Annotated in this window: 21 protein-coding genes and 1 riboswitch; of the genes, 4 read left to right on the top strand and 17 right to left on the bottom strand. The window is 63.9% G+C overall.

Translation table 11 applies throughout. The annotated features are described in order from the left end of the window. Positions 1–190: 190 nt before the first annotated feature. Positions 191–2,941 carry a DNA polymerase I gene (gene polA, locus DW925_RS05930; protein ID WP_117584208.1) on the bottom strand — a complete coding sequence of 917 codons (2,751 nt, stop codon included), beginning with the start codon at positions 2,939–2,941 and terminating at the stop codon, positions 191–193. Between the two features lie 166 nt (positions 2,942–3,107). Here polA and DW925_RS05925 point away from each other — a divergent pair, with 166 nt between their 5' ends. Both DW925_RS05925 and DW925_RS05920 read left to right on the top strand, forming a co-directional pair. Further along, positions 3,108–4,505: an aminopeptidase gene (locus tag DW925_RS05925; protein WP_117584209.1), complete on the top strand. Its 1,398-nt coding sequence runs from the start codon at positions 3,108–3,110 to the stop codon at positions 4,503–4,505. 103 nt (positions 4,506–4,608) lie between these two features. Beyond that, a complete protein-coding gene (locus tag DW925_RS05920) occupies positions 4,609–5,418 on the top strand; it encodes a YaaA family protein (protein ID WP_117584210.1) in 810 nt (269 codons plus the stop codon). A 23-nt stretch (positions 5,419–5,441) separates the two neighbouring features. On the opposite strand, the gene DW925_RS05915 is transcribed toward DW925_RS05920, so the two are convergent. Continuing rightward, on the bottom strand, positions 5,442–5,963 hold the full coding sequence (locus tag DW925_RS05915; RefSeq protein ID WP_117584211.1) for a hypothetical protein: 522 nt from the start codon (positions 5,961–5,963) through the stop codon (positions 5,442–5,444). Between the two features lie 63 nt (positions 5,964–6,026). Next, positions 6,027–6,142, top strand: a riboswitch (TPP riboswitch). On the opposite strand from DW925_RS05915, the gene thiC reads away from it, so the two are divergent. Both thiC and thiD read left to right on the top strand, forming a co-directional pair. Next, positions 6,135–7,469 carry a phosphomethylpyrimidine synthase ThiC gene (gene thiC / locus DW925_RS05910; protein ID WP_099431544.1) on the top strand — a complete coding sequence of 445 codons (1,335 nt, stop codon included), beginning with the start codon at positions 6,135–6,137 and terminating at the stop codon, positions 7,467–7,469. (Overlaps the previous riboswitch by 8 nt.) A 178-nt stretch (positions 7,470–7,647) precedes the next feature. Next, positions 7,648–8,478: a bifunctional hydroxymethylpyrimidine kinase/phosphomethylpyrimidine kinase gene (gene thiD / locus DW925_RS05905; protein WP_117584213.1), complete on the top strand. Its 831-nt coding sequence runs from the start codon at positions 7,648–7,650 to the stop codon at positions 8,476–8,478. 262 nt (positions 8,479–8,740) lie between these two features. Here thiD and DW925_RS05900 read toward each other — a convergent pair whose 3' ends face one another. The 15 genes from DW925_RS05900 to DW925_RS05830 form a co-directional block, all read right to left on the bottom strand. Then, a complete protein-coding gene (locus DW925_RS05900) occupies positions 8,741–9,100 on the bottom strand; it encodes a hypothetical protein (RefSeq protein ID WP_117790617.1) in 360 nt (119 codons plus the stop codon). A 222-nt stretch (positions 9,101–9,322) separates the two neighbouring features. Continuing rightward, the gene (locus DW925_RS05895) at positions 9,323–9,880 is read right to left on the bottom strand and encodes an N-acetylmuramoyl-L-alanine amidase family protein (RefSeq protein WP_117790616.1); all 558 of its coding nucleotides are present in this window, start codon (positions 9,878–9,880) and stop codon (positions 9,323–9,325) included. Further along, positions 9,867–10,097 carry a hypothetical protein gene (locus DW925_RS05890; protein WP_117790615.1) on the bottom strand — a complete coding sequence of 77 codons (231 nt, stop codon included), beginning with the start codon at positions 10,095–10,097 and terminating at the stop codon, positions 9,867–9,869. Before DW925_RS05890 ends, DW925_RS05895 begins: the two co-directional genes overlap by 14 nt. 8 nt (positions 10,098–10,105) lie before the next feature. Continuing rightward, positions 10,106–10,519: a hypothetical protein gene (locus DW925_RS05885; protein ID WP_117790614.1), complete on the bottom strand. Its 414-nt coding sequence runs from the start codon at positions 10,517–10,519 to the stop codon at positions 10,106–10,108. Between the two features lie 78 nt (positions 10,520–10,597). After that, entirely contained in the window at positions 10,598–10,855 is a 258-nt protein-coding gene (locus DW925_RS05880) for a hypothetical protein (RefSeq protein WP_117790613.1), read from the bottom strand. Further along, entirely contained in the window at positions 10,852–12,417 is a 1,566-nt protein-coding gene (locus tag DW925_RS05875; RefSeq protein ID WP_117790612.1) for a hypothetical protein, read from the bottom strand. The genes DW925_RS05880 and DW925_RS05875 overlap by 4 nt, the downstream gene beginning before the upstream one ends. Further along, positions 12,410–14,533: a fibronectin type III domain-containing protein gene (locus tag DW925_RS05870; RefSeq protein WP_147349522.1), complete on the bottom strand. Its 2,124-nt coding sequence runs from the start codon at positions 14,531–14,533 to the stop codon at positions 12,410–12,412. Before DW925_RS05870 ends, DW925_RS05875 begins: the two co-directional genes overlap by 8 nt. Positions 14,534–14,597: 64 nt before the next feature. Beyond that, positions 14,598–17,021 carry a hypothetical protein gene (locus tag DW925_RS05865; RefSeq protein WP_117790610.1) on the bottom strand — a complete coding sequence of 808 codons (2,424 nt, stop codon included), beginning with the start codon at positions 17,019–17,021 and terminating at the stop codon, positions 14,598–14,600. Continuing rightward, positions 17,022–17,192 carry a hypothetical protein gene (locus DW925_RS10120; protein WP_158565751.1) on the bottom strand — a complete coding sequence of 57 codons (171 nt, stop codon included), beginning with the start codon at positions 17,190–17,192 and terminating at the stop codon, positions 17,022–17,024. Positions 17,193–17,317: 125 nt separating this feature from the next. After that, entirely contained in the window at positions 17,318–17,743 is a 426-nt protein-coding gene (locus DW925_RS05855; RefSeq protein ID WP_117790608.1) for a hypothetical protein, read from the bottom strand. 2 nt (positions 17,744–17,745) lie between these two features. Then, entirely contained in the window at positions 17,746–18,315 is a 570-nt protein-coding gene (locus DW925_RS05850; RefSeq protein ID WP_117790607.1) for a hypothetical protein, read from the bottom strand. Positions 18,316–18,323: 8 nt separating this feature from the next. Further along, on the bottom strand, positions 18,324–18,692 hold the full coding sequence (locus DW925_RS05845) for a hypothetical protein (protein WP_117790606.1): 369 nt from the start codon (positions 18,690–18,692) through the stop codon (positions 18,324–18,326). Then, complete coding sequence (locus DW925_RS05840) at positions 18,682–19,035, bottom strand: hypothetical protein (protein WP_117790605.1); 354 nt, start codon at positions 19,033–19,035, stop codon at positions 18,682–18,684. Before DW925_RS05840 ends, DW925_RS05845 begins: the two co-directional genes overlap by 11 nt. Then, positions 19,032–19,448 (bottom strand): hypothetical protein, encoded by a 417-nt coding sequence (locus DW925_RS05835; RefSeq protein ID WP_117790604.1) that lies wholly within the window; start codon positions 19,446–19,448, stop codon positions 19,032–19,034. Before DW925_RS05835 ends, DW925_RS05840 begins: the two co-directional genes overlap by 4 nt. An 8-nt stretch (positions 19,449–19,456) precedes the next feature. Continuing rightward, a complete protein-coding gene (locus tag DW925_RS05830; RefSeq protein ID WP_055310461.1) occupies positions 19,457–20,338 on the bottom strand; it encodes a P22 phage major capsid protein family protein in 882 nt (293 codons plus the stop codon).

Genomic DNA, 20,338 nt, shown 5'->3' with positions numbered 1-20,338 from the left:
GGGCGCCAAGATGGCGTCTTGAGTGTCTAGATACTTAGCTGAAATGATTTGAGCAGAGGGGAGCTCCTTGTTGGGAGGGGCTCCCCTCTGTTTTGGTTACTGTGGGACAAATTAATCAGTAGCGTTTGTCCCAAATCTTAAGTATGTGGGGGCTTGCGTCTTGGGCGAGCTTGCCTTACGGAGTGCTTCCCTATTTCGCGTCGGCCCAGGTTATGCCGGTGCTGGCTTCGGCGATCAACGGTACGCGGAGGTCTACGACGTGTTCCATGACGTCGCGGACCATGGTGGTTAGGCGCTCGACTTCGTCGACGGGGCACTCAAAGTCCAGTTCGTCGTGTACCTGCAGGATCATGTGAGCGGCAAAGCCTTCTTCTTCCAGACGGCGGCTCACGCGGGCCATCGCAATCTTGATGATGTCGGCGGCGGTACCCTGCATGGGGTGGTTCATGGCCGTGCGCTCACCAAAGCCGCGGAGCTGCGGGTTTTTGGCCTTGAGCTCAGGAATATGGCGACGGCGGCCGTACATGGTCTCGGCGTAGCCCGTCTGCTTGGCACGTGCCACCACATTGTCGAGGAACGTGCGCACGCCCGGGTAGGCCTCGTAGTAACGGTCGATCATGTCGCGTGCCTCGGCCATCGAGATATGCAGCGACTGCGACAGGCCGTAGGCCTGCTGACCATACACGATGCCAAAGTTCACGGCCTTGGCGCGGCTGCGCAAGTCGGGCGTCACCTCGGACACCGGCACGCCAAACACGCGCGCGGCCGTCTCGGCATGGAAGTCCTCGCCCTCGTTAAAGGCGCGCACCAAGTGCTCGTCACCCGAAAGATGTGCCAGCAGACGCAGCTCGATCTGCGAGTAGTCCACCGCCAAAAAGACGCTTCCCTCGCCTGCCGAAAACGCCGTCTTGACAGTACGCCCCAGCTCCGAGCGAGTCGGAATATTTTGCAGATTGGGGTCGCTCGAAGACAGACGCCCCGTCGCCGTGATGGTCTGGTTGTACGTGGTGTGCACACGGCCGTCACCACGGCGCAGCGGGCCCAGGGTGTCCAGATAGGTGGATTTGATCTTAGACTTCTCACGCCAGTCCAAGATCAGACGCACGATTTCGTGGTCACGCGCAAGGTCGCTCAGCACCTTGGCGTTGGTCGAATAGTAGCCGCGCTTAGTCTTCTTGAGGCCCTTGGTCGGAAGCCCCATCACATCAAAGAGCACATGCGACAGCTGCATGGGACTGCCAATATTAAAGGTCTCATCACCCGCTAGGTCGCGAATGCTGCGCTCGACCTCGGTGATCTGGGTCGCCAGGCCCTCGGACAGATTACGCAGGCGGTCGGGATCCACGAGCATGCCCGCGCGCTCCATCTTGGCAAGCACCGGCACGAGCGGCATCTCGATGCCATCGAACACGTTGGCAGCGTTCTCACGGGCCATGCGGTCGCGCAGCGGCGCCACGAGCGTCAGCGTCAGGGCCGCAGTGCGGGCAGCGGGAACAGGAGCGTGCTCGCCGGCACCCTCCGCGCCGCGCGCCGCAGGCAGCGCCATCTGCAGATAGGTATCAGCCAGATACGCCTCATCAAACTCGGAGCGGTCGGAATCCAGCAGGTAGGCGGCGACCACGGTATCGAAGATGCGCGTGGAATCGACGGCCAGCGGATCCATAAGCTCGGGCTCAGAAGAATCAATGGGCGAAAGCTCATGCAGCAGCGCCTTCATATCCGGGCTCGCCACACGGCCCTCCATAAACAGGCGCGCGAGCACGCCAGCGATCACGCCGCGGACGAAGTTGAAGCCCTCAACCTCAGCCGCCGCACCGCTGTCGCCCTCCTCGAGCGCGAACAGGCCCTTGGACGTCGCCAGCCACAGCGTGCGCGTCAGTCCAAAGAGCGCGCCCTCTTCCTTGTCGTCGTCCACCACGGCGGCGACCCACTCGCCGGCATCAATCGCGCGGGAGACCTCAGCCGCAACGGCGCCAAGCGCGTCGGCATCGCCGGCGGCGGCACGCGAAACGGCAGGCATCTCAAACGCGCTGCCAGCGGCCGCAGCCCCACCCTCGCCGCCAATCAGCGAGAGGAAACGGTTCTGCATGGCCGTGATGCCGAGCGTGCCCAGCGCCGCGGACACCTCGTCGGCAGAAAACGCCGGGAAGGACGTTGCGTCAAAGTCGAGCTCGACGGGCGCATCGGTGCGGATGGTCGCCACCTTACGGCTCAGCAGCGCGTCGTCGATGTGTGCACGCAGGTTCTCGCCCATCTTGCCCTTGACCTCGTCAGCGTGCGCAATGACCTCGTCCAGGCTGCCGTACTGTGCAATGAGCGCACTCGCCTTTTTGGGGCCGATGCCCGGTACGCCGGGAATGTTGTCCGACGTATCGCCCTTCAGACCGTAAAAATCGGGCACGAGCGCCGGCGTAATGCCGTGATACAGGTCGTCTACGCTCTCGGGCGTCATGATCGCCACGTCGGACAGGCCCTTGCGAGTCGAGACCACGTTAACGTGCTCGGTCACAAGCTGATACATGTCACGGTCGCCGGTCACCAGCAGCATGTCACAGCCGGCCTGCTCGCCCAGGCGCGCCATAGTGCCCAGGATGTCATCGCCTTCCCAGCCCTCGGACTGCAGAATCGGCACATTGAGCGCACCGAGCAGCTCCTTGATCATCGGAAACTGCGCATGCAGATCGGGGTCCATGGGCGGGCGTTGCGCCTTATACTGCGGCAGCATCTCCATGCGCACGCGCGGTTTGCCCTTGTCAAACGCCACGACCACACCGTCGGGGTTAAAGGCATCGATCATCTTAAGAAACATGTTCAGAAAGCCAAAGATCGCGTTGGTGGGGCGACCGTCCGGCGCGTTCATGGTGGGCGGCACGGCGTGGAAGGCGCGGTGCATGAGCGAGTTGCCGTCGATAACGGCAAAAGTGCGGCGCTTGTCAGACATATTAAATACCTCGCTTTGGACTGGGCACGGTTTGCTCACTCCAGTTTACACGCTCCCCGCCCCGCGGCCACCGCACATCAAGCTCCCCCGCCACCGTGAGCCCGCGCGTGATACGATGGCTCACGGTACATCAACCAGCACGATCGATCCGAAAGGAGCCTGCGTCATGGAGCGTCCCTGCGCATGGAAAAAGTACACGCCACAGCAAGTCGAGGAGCTCGAGGAGCTTTGCCGCGGCTATAAGCAGTTTTTGAGCGAGAACAAGACCGAGCGCCTGTGCGTCAAGACCGGTATCAAGATGGCCGAGGAGGCGGGATACGTCGACCTGGAGACTGTGATCGCCGAGGGACGCGCGCTCAAGGCCGGCGACAAGGTGTACGCCGCCAATCACGGCAAGGACCTCATGCTCGTCAACCTGGGCACCGCCCCGCTCGAGCAGGGCTTTAACATCCTGGGCGCCCACGTTGACTCGCCGCGCCTGGACCTTAAGCAGAACCCCGCCTTCGAGGCCGGCGACATGGCTTATCTCGACACGCACTACTATGGCGGCGTCAAGAGCTACCACTGGGTCGCTTCCCCGCTCGCGCTCGTAGGCGTCATCTGCAAAAAGGACGGCACCACCGTCGACATCAACATCGGCGACAAGGCCGACGATCCGGTCTTTACCATCTCCGACCTGCTGATCCACCTCTCGAGCGAGCAGATGGCCAAGCCCGCCAAGGACGCCGTCGACGCCGAGATCCTCGACGTGATCGTGGGCGGCCGCCCCGTCAAGTTTGACGAGGACGACAAGGACGCCCCCAAGGAGCCCGTCAAACAGATGTTCCTGGACATCCTCAAGGAACAGTACGACGTCGAGGAGGAGGACTTCCTCTCTGCCGAGATCGAGGTCGTGCCCGCCGGCCCCGCCCGCGACATGGGTCTCGACCGCTCCATGATCTTGGGCTATGGCCACGACGACCGCGTCTGCGCCTACCCCTCCATGCTCGCTCAGATCAACGTGGCAGACGTCGAGCGCACGAGCATCACGCTCATCGTCGACAAGGAGGAGATCGGCTCCGTGGGTGCCACCGGCATGACGAGCCGTTTCTTCGAGAACACCGTCGCCGAAATCATGACGCTCGCCGGCGAGAGCAGCCCGCTGGCCCTGCGCCGCGCACTCGCCCGCAGCCGCATGCTCTCCTCTGACGTGTCCGCCGGCTTTGACCCGGGCTACGCCGGCAAGTTCGAGACCAAGAACGCAGCCTTTATGGGTCGCGGCCTGTGCTTTAACAAATACACGGGCAGCCGCGGCAAGGGCGGCTCCAACGACGCCGACGCCGAGTACGTGGCCCTCATCCGCGACATCATGGACGAGGCGGGCGTTGACTTCCAGACCTGCGAGCTCGGCCGCGTCAACGCGGGCGGCGGCGGCACCATCGCCTACATCATGGCCGAGTACGGCATGAACGTCATCGACTCCGGCGTTGCCGTCCTGTCCATGCACGCCCTGTGGGAGGTCGCTAACAAGGCCGATATCTACGAGGCCTATCGCGGCTACAAGGCCTTCCTCGAGCGCGCCTAACCGACCCTTCATCAGTTGCGGTGAAATACGGACTAAACTGGCCCATAAACGGCCAAGACAGACCGTATTCCACCGCAACTTCCTTCTTGGCAGAGGAGAGTCCATGCTGCAGGTCATCATTTCGCCCGCCAAGCAAATGCGCGCGGCCCAAGATGCTTTTGAAGTCCAGGGCATTCCACCCTCTGCGCACGAGACGGCTCGCCTCCACCGCGCATTGCTAGATATCGAGCGGAATGAAGGCAGCGGCGGCCTGCAGGCGCTGTGGAACGTGAGTGACAAACTGCTGGGACCTTGCCTCAACACCCTGCGTGAGTTCCGGCCCATCCTGAATAACGGCGATCTTGACAATCCCGCACTCGCCCGTCACCTCTCCCCTGCCGTCATGTCCTATCACGGCATTCAATACCAGAGCATGGCGCCCGAGGTCATGGATGCCGCACAGCTCGCATGGCTGCAAGACCATCTGTGGATCCTCTCGGGCCTTTACGGATGCGCACGCCCCTTTCATGCCGTTGAACCGTATCGACTGGAGATGGGCGCGAAGCTCGCCGTCGACGATGCCCGAAACCTCTACGCGTTTTGGAGCGACAAGCTCGCGCGGGCTATCGCCCCGGCAGGCTCAAACACCACGATCGTCAACCTCGCCAGCGTAGAGTATGCCAAAGCCGTTCTGCCCCACCTCGCGGGCGACGCCACGGTCGTCACATGCCTCTTTGGCGAAGGCATCCGCAACGGCAAGCCCATCCAGCGCTCGACCGCCAGCAAAAAGGCGCGCGGCGCCATGGTGCGGTGGATGGCAGAAAACAAGCTCGAGGATACAAGCGAACTTACCGCATTCAACATCGGCTATCGTCACATCCCCGAGCTTTCAGACAAAGACTCCCTGGTTTTCATGAACGCGCGGGCACAATAGGCCCACCGTTTCCAAACACCCCGTTACTCCGCCAAGCCATCGGCCTTTGCAATCTCGCTCGTCGAGCCATCTTGATAAGTAATCTTTACGTGCTCGACCTCGGACACCGTAACACCCGCAGGAGGCTCCAGACGCCATTCCGTCAGGGCGATATCCATGGTCGTGGGGACGTCTCCCCGGTCTTTGAGCTGCACCGTCAGCGTTTTAAGCGCCACGTCGTAAGTCACGCGTTCGATTTCTTCACCAGGAATCGACCCACCACTCAACTGCAGCTGCACAAACTCGTCGCGCGGATACCAATAGTCGCCTGGAACGGCGAGCGTATTGGCATTACCGCCAGTACTCCTCACCGTCATAATCGGTAGGCTATCATCAGCCTCGAACTCCCATGCAGCGCCGCCGTGACCGCCAAACGTCCAGATACAAAAGGCAATCACCAGCACGGCAAGCACCGCAAAACCAATCGCGACAAGGCCATGGTGCGCACGGCTTTCCTCGGCCGATACATCCCATTGCGTCTCTCGATATAGATGCTTGTCTTCCATGTTCGCCTCCCCACAGGCACGCTCGTTAGGCCAATCGTACCCATTCGAGCTATACTTGAGCCCATTACATAAACGGGGAGCTTGCAGGACAAGACGGCAGGCTGAGACTGGGCGCGCCCGCCCTGACCCGCAAACCTGATATGGGTAATGCCAACGAAGGGAGCCGTGCCAATGAGCACACAGACCGAGCCCAAGCTCGTCACGCAAATCGACTTCGCCCGCGCCGGGCAGATCACGCCGCAGATGAAGGAAGTCGCCGAGCGCGAGCATCGCGACCCCGAGTACATCCGCGAGCGCGTGGCCGACGGCCGCATCGCCATTCCCGCCAACATCGTGCACATCAAAAAAGGCATGCGCGCCTTTGGTGTCGGCGAGGGCCTGTCTACTAAGGTCAACGTCAACCTGGGCATCTCGGGCGATAAAGCCGATGCCGCCGAGGAATGGAAGAAGGTCAAGATCGCCGAGGACTTTGGCGCCGACGCCATCATGGACCTTTCCAACTCGGGCAAGACGCGCCAGTTCCGCCAGCAGCTCATCGACGAGACGCCGCTCATGGTGGGCACCGTCCCCATGTACGACGCCATCGGCTACATGGAAAAGCCGCTGGTCAAGCTTACCAAGGATGACCTGTTCGAGGTCGTGCGCGCGCACGCCGAGGACGGCGTGGACTTTATGACCATCCACTGCGGCATCAACAAGTCGGTCACCAAGACCTTTAAGGAGACCGGCCGCTTGATGAACATCGTGAGCCGCGGCGGCTCGCTGCTGTTTGGCTGGATGGAGGTCACCGGCAACGAAAACCCCTTCTACGAGTACTTTGACGAGCTGCTCGAGATTTGCCACGAGTACGACGTGACGATTTCGCTCGGCGACTCCTGCCGCCCGGGCTGCCTCTACGACTCCAACGACGCCACCGAGACCGCCGAGATGATCGAGCTGGGCAAGCTGTGCAAGCGCGCTTGGGCCGCCGGCGTCCAAGTCATGGTCGAGGGCCCGGGTCACATGGCGCTCGACGAGATCGCCGCCAACATGAAACTGCAGAAGCGCCTGTGCCACAACGCCCCGTTCTATGTGCTCGGGCCGCTGGTGACCGATATCGGCGTGGGTTACGACCACATCACCGCTGCCATCGGCGGTGCCATCTCCGCCAGCTCCGGTGCCGACTTCCTGTGCTACGTGACGCCGGCCGAGCACCTGTGCCTGCCCAACGCCCAGGACGTGCTCGATGGCCTCATGGCCACTAAGATTGCCGCGCACGCCGCCGATATCGCCAAGAAGGTACCGCACGCCCGCGACATGGACGACAAGATGGGCCAGGCACGCCGCAAGCTCGACTGGGATGCCATGTGGAAGTGTGCTCTCGACCCGGTCACCGGCAAGAAACGCTACGAAGAATCCCCCGCCGCCACCGAGGGCACCTGCACCATGTGCGGCAAGATGTGCGCCGTCCGCACCGTTAACAAGGTGTTCGAAGGCACGACGATCGACCTCGGCATGGAGGACTAACTCGTCACCGGAGCCACAATCGGTAACATGGTGTTCGTCAATTGTTGACGTGTGAACATTTGCTTACATTTGCGTAAAGATTGCATCGCCCGCCCGGGTTCGACATAGAGTCGGCCCGGGCATCTTTATAATGCTGGCTTAAAGACCCATTTGATTCCGACCGAACAAGGGAGCAAACATGGATCGCAGTAAGGTACCTGCCGTCCTGTCCATCGCAGGATCCGATTCCAGCGGTGGCGCCGGCATTCAGGCCGACATCAAGACCATCACGGCGCACCGCCTGTATGCCGAGACGGCCATCACCGCCATCACCGCACAAAACACGCTCGGTGTCACCGCCGTGCAGAATATCTCCCCTGATATCGTCGCTGCGCAGATCGACGCCGTATTTGACGATATCCGCCCCAGCGCCGTCAAGATCGGCATGGTTTCCTCTGCCGAGATTATCGAGGTTATCGCCGACCGCCTGAGCGCCTGGAACGCGACAAACGTGGTCGTCGACCCCGTCATGGTAGCCACCTCGGGCGCACGGCTGATTACCGAAGATGCCGCCGAGGCGCTCACCCGCCGCCTGTTCCCACTAGCAACCGTCATCACGCCCAATATTCCCGAGGCCATGGCCCTGCTTGACTACGAGGTCGACTCCGAGCGCACACAGCAAAATGCTGCCATGCTCCTCACCCGCCGCTTTGGTTGCGCATCCCTCGTTAAGGGTGGGCATCTTGTCAACGAGGCTAACGATGTATTGGCCGAACCCGCGCCACTCGATGACGAGGGCAACCATCTGGGCGATCCGCTCACCACGTGGTTCCGCCACAAGCGCATCGAGACCGACAACACACACGGCACCGGCTGCACGCTTTCGTCCGCCATCGCCTGCGCGCTGGCCCAGGGCATGGATCTTGCCGACGCCGTCAACGGCGGCAAGGCCTACCTAACCGGCGCTCTGGCCGCCGGCCTGAACATGGGCAAAGGCTCCGGCCCCGTCAATCACATGTGGCAGTACTGAGACAGTTTGCCGCAGCTCGCTATTGATGCTGACCAACAGGCAAAACACGCTGAACGTACCGCAACACGCTGACCGTACTTAGGGTTTTGCGCCCACTTGGGATATTCGAGGGATACGAGAAAGGGGCCGTGGCGACGAACCGCCACGGCCCCTTTTGCTGTTATCGCCCGCAGTCGTTAGCGCCGGTTGATGCTTACGATGCAGAGCCCGATTGTCGCCACTGTGCCGCCGAAGAGCGACCCGAGCACGAATGCCAACGCGATCATCGGCGCGTTCCGTCCGACACGTAGCACTGCAGGCGGTCGAGCGCATAGCCGTAGATGCCAGCGTAGTCATCGCCGCCATAGGTGGAGCCGTCATCGCAGACCTCGTCCCAGTAGCCAGCGTGTGCGACGTCCTGAGACCTGTAGTAGACCTGCTTGTATTCACCGTTGGTCGTGATGTAGTACATCTGAACGCCGTCGATGGTCTGGCCCCAGATGCCCGCCATGCCGTTCACGCTGTCGTTGTAGTTGGCATACTGTACCCAGCCGAGCCAACCGCTCTCCTTGGTGTGGACGCGGTAGCGAAGCGTGCCGCTGTCAACCCATGCGATGAGCATGTCGTGGGAGCCGTAAGGCATACCAGCGAAGCCCTCGGAGTTGGAGTCGTTGAAATTGGTAACGGCATCATTCCACGCACCGTAGCGGTTATGGAGAGCATAGTGGATGTTTACGCTCTTGCCCGTGGACTTCGGGAACTTGGTACGGGTTGCAGAATAAGAGGGCTGATAGGTGCCTCCATTGCCGTTGGTCGGCGCGATGGGAGCGACATAACCGCTGCCGAGATAGGCTGCGACCGCCTGCTAGAACTCCCACCACGACTTGCCGTACTGGGCGAAATAGCCATTCGGGTCGGTGTGATCGGACCCGCCCCAGCGCTGAGCCGCTTCGTAGTGGCTCAAAAGGCGGGACGTATCCCAGCCGCGAGAGCGGAGTTCGTCGCCCGCCCACTTCACGGCCTCGGACCACTGCTTGGAGAAGTCGGAAGCGTTCGTGGCGTGGGCGAGCTCGATGCCGATGGTTGCGTAGTTGCCGTTGCCCACGTGCCAACAAAGGCGGTTCTCCGGCACGGTGTTGTACACGGTGGAGCCGTCAAGCTCCATCACGTGGTGGACAGCATAAGTGTCATCGCGCGACCACAGCAAAGTGTGGTTGTAGGCGCTCGCGCCGGGGTTCGCCGTCTCGTGGATGACGAGGTAGCTCGCATTGAGGTAGCCGTGGCCGTTGCTAACGTACTTATCGACACTCTGGTACGCCTCGGCTCCGCACGGGGCGGCGAGGGCTGCTACGAGGGCGAGGACGATGGCGAAAACGCTGCGCATCGGCAGCTTGCGCTTGGGCTCGGCGTTAGTCTCCGTCATGCTCGCCTCCCGCCTTGAGTCGCGCGGCGTCCACGGCCTGTTCGGCCGCGGCGTAGATGGCCGCGCTCGCGACCCCGCACACCGTGCCGATGGCGGCGACGGTCTGGTTGTCCGTGGCGATGCCGGCCACGCTGGTCGCGACGGAGCCCAAAAAGGCAGCCGTGCACAGCCAGAACTTGCGGCTCGTCACCTTGCGGATAATGTTTTCGGTAGTCATGATTCCTCCTATCTACCTGTTTCTTTGTCGTAGAGCAGGTCGACTCGGTCGCAGATGTGGTCGACCTTCTCCGCCATTCCTTGGCTTCTCGCCTGACTGTGCGTAAGATCGCTGTGCAGGACCTCGTTGGACGCCACCACGGACTCCATCAGCGTCTTCATGGCCTCCATGAGGCTGTTGGACCTCTCCATCTGGGCTGCGATGCGGCCCTCCATCTGCGATCGCTCACGGTCGCGCTGCGCCCGCTCGTCGACCTCGGCCTGCTTACGCTCCTCGCGTTTGAGGTCGAGGTTCGCCTTGCGCTCGTTCTGAACCTTGTACTCGGCCAAAAATTGCCGCCCAAAATAAAAGGCAATGAGCGCAAGCGCCGCGCCGCCGAGCCACCCCGGCCCGTACGGCGCGAAGAGCTTGAGTACCTCCATCTGACCTCCTTCCCGTTCTGCAGCGTGGTGGGGCCCATTCCCCGCCACACTGCAGGTTCGGGCCCCCGTAACGCGGGCCTACACCGCTGCCATCGTGCCGACGCACACGGCCAGCGGGCCCTGCGACAGGATCACGGCGCGGTCGGTGATGATGCACCCCGTGCAGGAGCGCACCATCGGGACCGTCACCACCGCGCCGTGCAGCATCACGTCGAGCGCCGTGTCGTGGACGCCCACGACCGTGCCGAACTCCATCGTCAGCCGCTTGCCGCCCGACGGCATCGCCGCCGCCAGCCGCGCCGCCGCGCCCTTGATCTCGGTCGTCGAATCGCTCATCGCTCGTACCTCCTCGCCGTGTGCTTTATGACGCAGCCGGCGTCGAGCGTCAGCGTCTGCTTCTGGATTGCCAGCTTGCCGACAACCCCGCCGGTCCTGTAGTTCATCGCCACCGCCATGCACGGCTCGACGGGCTTGTATACGCTCTTGAACTCGTCCGTGCGCGTCACGGCGCGCTCGGTGGCGAGCAGCTCAGCCGCCTTGCGGTCCGCCGCCGCCTGCATGGCGTCCTGGGGCCAAGGCGTGGCGTTGCCTCCCTCCTCGACCTTGTCGGCGACGAAGATGGCCTCGCCGCCGTCGATGTAGCAGTAGCCCCAGCTGACCTTGCTGTGGTTCTCCGTGGCGTGGTAGGTGTAGCTGACCTTCTGCCACTCACCAGTCATGGTGAACCCCTTGGTCGCCGGGCCAAGCGCCCTCTCCTGATCCCAGAAAGACTGTATGATGCCCGTCGCGCCCTTGGTGCCCTTGACCCACACGCTCTGCGTGTAGTCCGTATCCTTCTTGACGCTCGGCCCCTCGTCCTGGCAGAAGCCGACGCGCCCGTCACTCGAAACGACCTTGATGCCGAAAAGCACTCCCACCTGCGGCGAGTCGGAGACGTAGACGGTCTGGATGCTGCCGTGCGAATCGCTCTGTCTAAAGCTCTTATCCGACTTCTTGCCGGTGCCGATGAGGGCGTTGGCGGCGCCCTCGACAAGGTTGGCGTCCTCGGTATCCACGCCCGGCAGGCTGTCGTAGCTGTAGCTCTTGACGATTCGACGACCGACCGAGACGGTCGAGAGGTCTGAATCGGGCGAGTCGTCCACCGCCGTGCCGCGCACCGATGCGTCCTGCGTGCTGAAGTCCACGTGCACGACGTTGCAGACCTCGGCGCGGTTAGTCGATTCGGTCATGTCCGACATGAAGCGCGCATCCCTGCCCTCGGTGAACTCCGCCGAGATGGGCATGTCGGCAGGCTCGACGTAGCGCCTGTAGATCACGTTGCCCATCCGGTCGGTCGCCGGCGAGCGGAACCTGGCCGCCTTGAGGAGCAGGTCCACCGCGTCCAGCTTGTTCTTAGCGTCGTTGTCCCTGCCCACGCCGAAAACCAAGGTGCTGCCCAGAAGGAGGCTGCTGGGGTCGGCGTAGACGGTGAGGCCGACCGATTCGGCTATCTTGACGGCCTCATCAACCAGATTGCTGCCCGCAACGATCACGTACGGCCCGTCGAAGTCGTCGTCTTTGAGCCGCTTCAGGAGGCCGTAGGCGTTGATCTGGCCCTCGCGGTAGGCGCCGTCGATGTCCACCGAGTCCACCTGCGGCATGAATGTTCCGAGGCACTCGCGCCTCTTACTGCCGTCCGTGAAGGTGGCGTTGAGGTACACACGCAGAAAGTCGTTGCCAACGTCGAACTTGTCGGCGAAGTCCAGGGATGCAGTCTCATAGAGCGCCGTGTTCGCATTGCGCTCGATGGAGCCGCCGTTCTCGATGTCGCGCACGAAGTCGAGCTCGAGCCCCGTCTCACGTGATACGCGCACGAAGTCGTAGGAGGCGTCGAACGGCCTTATCCAGCTATCAGCCATTGGCGGGCTCCTCCCACGTCTCCCACGTCGGGTCGCACGAAGCCACCCACGCGCCGTCGGAACGCTTCACGCTACAGCTGAGGCGGGCGCGGAACCGCTCGCCGTAGAGATCGCGCACCCAGAAGCGCCCCGCCATGTTCATGACCTCGAGGAATGACTTGTAGTCCTTCTCGTCGAGCAGCAGGAAGTCCATGCTGTCCTTGACGTCCCGTTCGTTGATGCCGTACGAGACGGGCAGCCCTTCCCCGCCGTCGGCGAAGTGCAGCATCTTGTATCCGTGCGTCACCTTACGGCTCGAGCCCTTCTTGAGATAGCGCCCGAGCCACGACCTCTCAGCGCCGGCTCCCCAGTTGAGAGCCACCGCGCGGCTCGCCACGGTCGTTTTGACCCTCGTCGCCGCGCTCACGCCCGTCGCCGCGTACGCGACGGCAACGTACTCGAACTCGCTGTTGAGCGGCGGCAGCGGATCGCTCGCGCCCTCGCCCGCCGCAAGGTGCGAGCCGAGCTGCAGGGTCGAGCCGTCTGGCAGGACGCGCGACACGGTGAAATGGGACGTCTCGGGCGTGTCATCGCTGTCGGCCCTGCCGGGGAATACCGACAGCTGGCATCCCAGCCTCTCGTCGACGAAAACGTTGAGCGACGGCTTGGCCGGTGGCGCCCAGTCGGTCTGGAAAACTCTCGAGGCGGCGACCGACAGCGACGAGCCGGCTGTGACCGTGAGCACGACCCTGTAGACCGTGTGGTTGACGAAGGCGTGCTGCGCATAGCCCAGGCGGAAGGAACGCGCGTCCTTGTCCAGCATCCCGCTCCACAGGATGTTGCCCCTGATGTCGCGCAAAGACAGGTGCTGTCGGCTGACGCCCGTCTCGTCGGCCACCTTCCACGTGAAGGTATGCGGCACCGCACGCAAGGTCGCCCCGTCCGCAGCCGGGTCGGTGAAGAATGCCTGAGGCGCGTCCGCCACGGTATAGGCCGCCGCGCTCGACCATGCGCCCCAGTCCTCGTCGAGTCCCTTGGTGCGCACGCGCACGGTATAGGGGCCCTTGGTGCCGGTCGGCAGCTTCAGGCTCGCGCCCGGGCCATCGACCGTCGTGGTGGTGGGACCCGTCGGCGTCGTGATCTGCACCTCAGCCGAGGCCTGCGCCGAGCCGTCCGGATGGTTGGGCACCCATTCGAGCGTCGCAGTCGAACCCGTGGCGTAAGCCGCCCTGACGCCCCTGATGGACGGTGCGAGCGGCGGGCATATGGTCGTGACCTCGTTTGACTCGGTCCACGGTCCCTTGAGGCCGCTCTTGACCGCGCGGGCGCGGTAGCGCACCGTACCCGCCGGTGCCTCCTCGTCCTCCCAAGAGGCGTTCACGTCCGCATCGACCCACGTCTTTCCACCGTCGGTCGTGAGCTGGAACTCCCAGCTGTCGACGAAGGCCGGCGCGTCGTGCTCCTTGAGCACGACCTTCGCCGCCTCCGCCTTGACCGCCTCGAGCATGCCGAGCGCCGTCGGCGTGGTGTAGATCGCCGGTGCGCTCACGCCGTAGTCCGACGTGCCGCCGGGGCCCGTCGCCTTGGCTGAGAAGATGTACATGCAGCCCGGCTCGAGGCCGTTGTAGGTGTGGCTCGTGGTGTCCCAACTGACGGTGCCGACGTCGGTGAACTTCCCCGGGCCGTTCTTCACCACGCCGACGGTCACGGTCGACCAGGGGAAGTCGCCGTTCATGCCCGTGTAGTCGACGTCCCAGCTGACCTTCGCGCTGGTGTCGCTCAGGCGCTCCGCCCTGATGTTCTTCGGCGTGTGCGGCGTGTGGTAGGCACGGCACGGGACCGTGACGGTGTTGGAGGCGTTAGATGTTCCGTTGCCGAAGCCGCCCGTGACGTTAATCTGGCCCGTGAAGGTGTGGTTGTAGGCGTCGCCGTTTCCGCGCGCGAGCTCGACGTCGCGCGACGTGCACTGCACCCACACCCAGCCGGAGTTGTTCGTCGAGTAGACCGAGCCGTTCCACGAGCCGCCCGCCGACGAGCTGCCGTTTGCGTAGCAGTCGATGGCGTAGCGCGTGCCGTAGCCGTGCGTGACGCGGTAGGTCACGGTGGTGTCCGTGCGCCCGACCTCAGCAACGTCCACGTACGCGCACCAGCAGTACTTTCTATAGCCACTGCCACCTTGAACCCAGTTTCCCTGCGCCATGCTACGCGACCCCCATCGCCATGCTCTGCTCCACCGCCGCGACGAAGACCCTGAACGCGGACGCCACGCGCCCGTCGACGCCCAGCAGGTCGCCGTCGAGGTAGAGGTTGTAAACGTTTCCGCCGCCCGCGATGCCCGCGGCGCCGTTGGCGGTCGCCCCGTATGCTCCGCCGCCGGTAACGCTCACGCCGAACACGGCGGCCTTCTCGACGTTGCGCACCGCCGACCTCATGGACTTCACCGGCTCGTCCGCCGTGTCGTCGATGCCGAGGGCCGCGCCCTGCATCACGTAGCCGAACATCTTGCGGAACACGCGCGAGGGCGAGTGGATTCCGAGCAGGTTCTTGGCAGCTTCGATGGCGCCGCCCACCACGCCGGTAATCTTGCTCACGACCACGCCGGCCGCGCCGCTGATTCCGTTGGCGATGCCCTGCACGATCTGCGAGCCGATGGAGGCCACGCGGCCCGGGATGGAGGACAGGGCGCTCATGATCGCGCTGCCGATGTTGGCCGCAGCCGAGGTCACGAAGCCGACCGCGCCGCGGATAGCGGAACCCAGGCTGCTGATTCCGTTGCGGCCGATGCTCGCCAGGGTGGACGGCAGGTTCTGGATTGCGCCGCGGATAGCGGACACGATGTTGGCGCCGCACGAGCTGACGAAGCCGGCCATGCCGGTGATGCCGTTGCCAAGGAACGTGATGGCATTCCTGCCTAGGCTCAGCCAGTCGAGCGCCGACCAAGCCGAGACGAAGGCCGAGAAGATGGCCGGGATGTTGGCGATGAGCGTCGGTATCGCCTGCACGATGCCAAGCGCCAGCGTCACGATTGCCTGGATGCCGGCACCGAGCAGTATCGGCGCGTTGTCGTTGATCGCGCTGGCGAGGTTCTGCACGATGACCGGGGCCTGCTCGATGAGCGTCGGCAGGCTGTCGGCGATACCCTGCGCCAAGCCGACGATGAGGTTCGCCGCGCCCTCTGCCAGAACGCCCGCGTTCTCGGCTATGGACTCGGAGAGGCCGGTGAGAATCTGCAGGCCGCTCTCCGTGATGGAGGGCAGGTTCTCGGACAGGTAGCCGCCGAGCGATGTCATGAGCGACGCCGCCGTCTCGGAGAGGAACGACAGCCCCATCTCGATTCCCTCGGCGAGCCTGGGAACGACCTCGCCGCCCACGTCGGCGAAGCCCTCGGCGATGCCGGGCAGCGATGAGGTGATGTTCTCCTGCAGCGTGGACAGGTCGCCCTCGAGCAGCGTCAGGCCGTAGACCATGGCGAGGTGCAGCGACTCGAGCGGGTTGTCGCCAGCCGACCAGATCTCGCCAAGGCCCTTGAAGCGCTCGCCGATCTCGTCCACGCCGTCCGAAACGGCGGAGAGGATGTCGCCCATGGGCCCGGGTACGGCCTCAGCCGCGCTGTCGAGCGCCTGCGTGAAGATGTCGACAAACGCCTGGCCGAGCACGGGACCGACCGACGTGACAAGGCTCGGTAGCTGCGACAGCGCCGTGCCGACGATGGTCGCAACGCGCGGGATGACGTTCGAGGCCGCCGTCTCGACCGACTCGACCAGCTCCTCGGTGAGCTTGCCCATATCGGCGTCGTCCTTGCCCAGCTCGGTCAGCCAGTTCTCCCACGAGGCCTTCATCATGTTGACGCTGCCCTCGATGGTGGTTGCCGCCTCGCGCGAGGTCGTGCCAGCGATCTGCATCTGCTCCTGCATCGTGTGGATGGCGAGCACGACGTTGTCGAACGAGAGGCTCGACTCGTCCACGGCGGAGTTGACGGCGTGCGCGTCCTTGATGAGGCGCTGCATCTCCTCCTTGGTTCCGCCGTACCCCAGCTTGAGGTTGTCGAGCATCGTGTAGTTCTGCTTGGCGAATCCTTGGTACGCGTTCTGGAGGTCCTCCATCGCCGTGCCGAAGGTGTTCGCGTTGTCGCTCATGTCGACCATTGCCGTGTTGGCGTACTTCGCGGCCTTTACCGTGTCGCCGCCCAGTGAGGAAACGAGCGAGGCCGAGAAACCTGTCACCTGCTCCATGTATTGGTTGGCGCTAATGCCGGCCGTCTTGTAGGCTGCGTCGGCGTTTGCGAGCACCGTGGTCTGCGCCTGCTCGAGCTGCTGCCACTTGCCGGAGCACTGCTCGACGGTCTGCCCCGTGAGCGCGGCGTACTCGTCGAGCGACTTGCCCATGTTGCCGAAAATCTTCTGGATGCCGCCGACGTTCTGCTCGTACGCGGCGTAGGCCTGCGTGCTCGCCACGCCGATGGCGGCGACGCCCGCCCCCACGGCGGCGACGCCCACGCCTACCGCCTTGGCAACGGTCGCGCCGGCCTTGCCGAGCGTGCCCACGACCTTCGAGGCCACGCCCTCGGCCTTGCCGCTGGCCTCGTCCTTGAGGCCGACCTTAATCATCAGGTCGAGAAGGTCCACCTAGACCACCTTCAATCCCATCCGCTCGATGATGTCTGTGGCGATCTCGTCGCCGCTGCGCGTGTCCTCCGCCTCGGACCCATCGCCCGCACCGCCGTTGACGATGCTCAGGAAGGGCTCCTTGAGCCACTTCCCCTGCGCCATGAGACGCACCGACTCGCTCAGGTACACGCGGAACGCCTCCCGCTCGTCCCGCTCGCGCCACCGCGCGACCATGTACCTACAGAAAGGGCGAGCACGCCGTGGCCCGACGTACTCGCCCAGACAGAGCCATATGTGAGATGGGTCCTCGGCGGCTATCCAAAAAAAGGAGCCAGGATGTCCTTGATGCCGTCGATGCCGTCGATGGCATCCTTGATGTCGTTCACCCACTTCTTGACGGTGAAGTCGGCCTTGTACTCCTCGAGCGTCTGGCCGTCGAGCGCGGCGAGCAGTTTGTAGCTGATCTCGCCGCCCTGGCGCAGCACGTCGGGCAGAAGCCCCGCCACCATGTCCACGGCGAGGCCGTTGACCTCGGAGGCGGCGGCTACCTTCGCGGCCTCGGGGTCGCCCTTGACTTTGGCATTCGCCTTGGCCTTCGCCTTGGCGGAATCAGCGCGGAACTTGGCGTAGGCGGCCTTTGCCTTCGCGCCAAGCTCGCCGTTCATGACGTCCTCCGCCACGTCCGCCAACAGGCACATGGCGTTCTGGAACTCGTCGGCGTTAAGGTTCTCCAGCTTCATGGTTAGGCTCCAATCTCCTGCTTGATATACAGCTCATAGGGCACGATCTCAGGGTTCTTGATTGAGTAGTGGCCCGTGAACTCGAACGCGAACTGGCCCTTGGCCTTGTTCTGCGTCGTGATTTGCAGACCGCCCGTGTTGAGCGCGTTGATGAGGCGGATGGCGATATAGCCGTTGCCGTTCTCGCCCGAGTAATCGCCGATGAGCCAGATGTCGGCGAAGTCGGCCTCCGAGAGCGCGGAGCGCGGGACGATCTTCCCCTCGGTCTCGTCGGCTGCGGCTGCGAGCTTCTTGCCGAGCGTGGTGTTCAACGTCACGAAGGTGCCGCTCAGCTTGGCCTCGATGCTGTCGATGCGCTTCAGCTCCATCGTGTTGGCGGGGCAGTTGTCGATGTCCTCGCCGTAGTCGATGAAATTGGGCGTGGCGGCGAATCTGGTTCCGCCACTCGTCGCGCCCATCAGCTCGGACTCCGCGACCTCGGCGGTCTTGGGGTTGAAATTCGTGGCGAGCAGGCCCGCGTTGATGACGATCTCCTTGAACGTGTTCTCGGGGATGCGCGTGAACTTAGACATATGACCTCCTAGTAGCTGGTCATGTACTCAATGGTCAGGTTGATGATTCGGCGCTTCACGGCGTTGTCCTCGTCGGCCATGGCGTTGCAGAACGGCTCGCCCTGCATCACCCACATGCCGCCGCCGTCGCACGGCAGCAGCACGCCGGAGAGCCCGAGCGCCCGGGCGACCTCCTCGGCCTTGGCGTTGGGCGCGGCCTCGGACGATGTACGGAACCAGAGGTTCACCTCGGAGTTGCACTGCGTGCCAAATGCCGCGGTCGGCAGGTCGTAGGTGATGTAGGGCATCTTCGCCTCGCCCGGCACCGCCGAGTCGCGGTACACGGGCAGCCCGAAGCCCTCGAGCCACGCCTGCAATGCTGCCGCCTTAGTCGCCATCCGGCACCTCCCACTCCTCCGCGCTGCACTGGCCGAAGCCAAACGACGCGCAGCGCGGCGCGGCGCCGTCGTCCGCGTTCGACGTGCAGCGGAATACCTGCCCGTCGGACGCACGCTGGAAGAGGTCGCCGTACCGCAGCGGCTCGTCGGTGGTCACGGTGTATACGTTCCTCACGCCGTCGTGCTCCGCGATACGCGAGGCCGTGGAGCTGTCGCGCACGATCGCCGCCGTGAAGCCGTCGCCGACGGCGAGGACGGTCTTGAATCCGCCCTCGCCGTCAGGCTCGGTCTTTGAGACGAGCCTCGCGCACGCCACCGCCATGCGCTCGTACAGGCGGCTCACAGCTTTCTCCAAGGGTCGAGACGCGCCTTGAACTGCTGTCGCCACGTGATGGGCGAGCCGTCGCCCCCGACGCGCGTGTAGCTGTAGCCGCCGAAGCTCTCGGATGCGTACGGGCTGTCCAACTCCTTGGCGTGCTCGGTCTGCCACGCCGCGATCTCGTCAGCGAGGTCGACCACGGCCTGCGGGATGGCGAGCGCCCAGACGGTGCCGACGAACTCCTCGTCCGTGAGTCCGTTGCAGGGCCATGAGTGCAGCCCGTCGTTGAACGTCGAGCCCGTGATGCGGATGTACTGGCCCTCCTTGAGGCCGAGGACCGCGGGCGGCACGAGGCGGCCGTCCTCGATGCGGACGCGCCCCGTGCGCTTGTCGGCGACGAACCAGTTGCGCAGCGACAGAAGCACCTGCTCGAGCATCTCTGCGCCTATCGCTTATCGGTGATGACGGCGGCGAGCTCGGGGCTGAGGGTCTTGACGCCGCAGAGCATGTCGATGGAGACGGTGTCGGTCTTGGTCTTCTGGTCGTAGCCCTGCACGACGCGCAGGCCGAAGCCGTCATAGGAGGTGGAGAACGCCTTGGGGGCGCCGAGCGGCATCTCGAGCTGGCGGGTCACGAGCGCGAAGGCGTTCTTGTGGAACGCGATGGACGGCGTGTAGTTGGCCGTCTCCGCCGTGGTCTTCTGCACGTTCTGGTCGCAGTAGAAGTCGAGGCCGTACTTGCGGCCAAGCGATGCCTCCTTGAGGGCGGTACCGTTGTCGCCGACGGCGGAGGCGTTGGTGAACGCCTCGGTGTTGAGCAGGTCGGCCTCGGCCTGGGAGCCGTAGACGAAGCGGCGCTCCGTGGAGGGCGCCTTGGCGTCCACGAGGAACTTGCGGGCGGCGATGATGTCCGCCACGGCGATGGCGCCCTTGGTGTGGTCGACGCGGTTCGTGACGTCCTTCTCGAGCGCGAGCAGGTAGCCGTCGATCTTGTCGGCGAAGGCCTGCATCGCGGGGACGAGGAACTGCGCGGAGAAGTCGACGATGCCCATCGTCAGCTCCTTGGACGTGACGGCGAACGTCACGTCGAGCAGCTTGTCCATCTTGACGGGAACCTTGCCCTCCGTGGCGTCCTGCACCTCGACCTCGGTAGTAAACTCCTTGGCCTCGAAGGTTGCGGGCTTGCGGACGGTGATGGTGTCGCCCACGCCGGCGACGAACTCGGAGGAGTAGTCGCGGTGGACGAGGTTGGCCATGACGGCGTTGGTGCGCAGAACGTCCAGCGCCTCGTTGGCGATGATGTTGGGTGTAAGGATGGTGTTCGACAT

Source organism: Collinsella sp. AM43-1 (assembly GCF_003467925.1).
GTDB lineage: Bacteria > Actinomycetota > Coriobacteriia > Coriobacteriales > Coriobacteriaceae > Collinsella.
The sequence above is the reverse complement of the archived record's forward strand: the minus strand, read 5'-3'. Positions and strand labels throughout refer to the sequence as shown.

Bases quoted from the DNA above. Each gene is read 5' to 3' on its own strand.
- DW925_RS05845 (WP_117790606.1), bottom strand. From the start codon at position 18,692: ATGGCGACTAAGGCGGCAGCATTGCAGGCGTGGCTCGAGGGCTTCGGG.
- DW925_RS05875 (WP_117790612.1), bottom strand. From the start codon at position 12,417: ATGGCTGATAGCTGGATAAGGCCGTTCGACGCCTCCTACGACTTCGTG.
- DW925_RS05850 (WP_117790607.1), bottom strand. From the start codon at position 18,315: ATGTCTAAGTTCACGCGCATCCCCGAGAACACGTTCAAGGAGATCGTC.
- DW925_RS05885 (WP_117790614.1), bottom strand. From the start codon at position 10,519: ATGGAGGTACTCAAGCTCTTCGCGCCGTACGGGCCGGGGTGGCTCGGC.
- DW925_RS05880 (WP_117790613.1), bottom strand. From the start codon at position 10,855: ATGAGCGATTCGACGACCGAGATCAAGGGCGCGGCGGCGCGGCTGGCG.
- thiC (WP_099431544.1), top strand. From the start codon at position 6,135: ATGAGCACACAGACCGAGCCCAAGCTCGTCACGCAAATCGACTTCGCC.
- DW925_RS05895 (WP_117790616.1), bottom strand. From the start codon at position 9,880: ATGACGGAGACTAACGCCGAGCCCAAGCGCAAGCTGCCGATGCGCAGC.
- thiD (WP_117584213.1), top strand. From the start codon at position 7,648: ATGGATCGCAGTAAGGTACCTGCCGTCCTGTCCATCGCAGGATCCGAT.
- polA (WP_117584208.1), bottom strand. From the start codon at position 2,941: ATGTCTGACAAGCGCCGCACTTTTGCCGTTATCGACGGCAACTCGCTC.
- DW925_RS05915 (WP_117584211.1), bottom strand. From the start codon at position 5,963: ATGGAAGACAAGCATCTATATCGAGAGACGCAATGGGATGTATCGGCC.
- DW925_RS05925 (WP_117584209.1), top strand. From the start codon at position 3,108: ATGGAGCGTCCCTGCGCATGGAAAAAGTACACGCCACAGCAAGTCGAG.
- DW925_RS05830 (WP_055310461.1), bottom strand. From the start codon at position 20,338: ATGTCGAACACCATCCTTACACCCAACATCATCGCCAACGAGGCGCTG.
- DW925_RS05835 (WP_117790604.1), bottom strand. From the start codon at position 19,448: ATGCTCGAGCAGGTGCTTCTGTCGCTGCGCAACTGGTTCGTCGCCGAC.
- DW925_RS05920 (WP_117584210.1), top strand. From the start codon at position 4,609: ATGCTGCAGGTCATCATTTCGCCCGCCAAGCAAATGCGCGCGGCCCAA.
- DW925_RS05855 (WP_117790608.1), bottom strand. From the start codon at position 17,743: ATGAAGCTGGAGAACCTTAACGCCGACGAGTTCCAGAACGCCATGTGC.
- DW925_RS05900 (WP_117790617.1), bottom strand. From the start codon at position 9,100: ATGCCTTACGGCTCCCACGACATGCTCATCGCATGGGTTGACAGCGGC.
- DW925_RS05890 (WP_117790615.1), bottom strand. From the start codon at position 10,097: ATGACTACCGAAAACATTATCCGCAAGGTGACGAGCCGCAAGTTCTGG.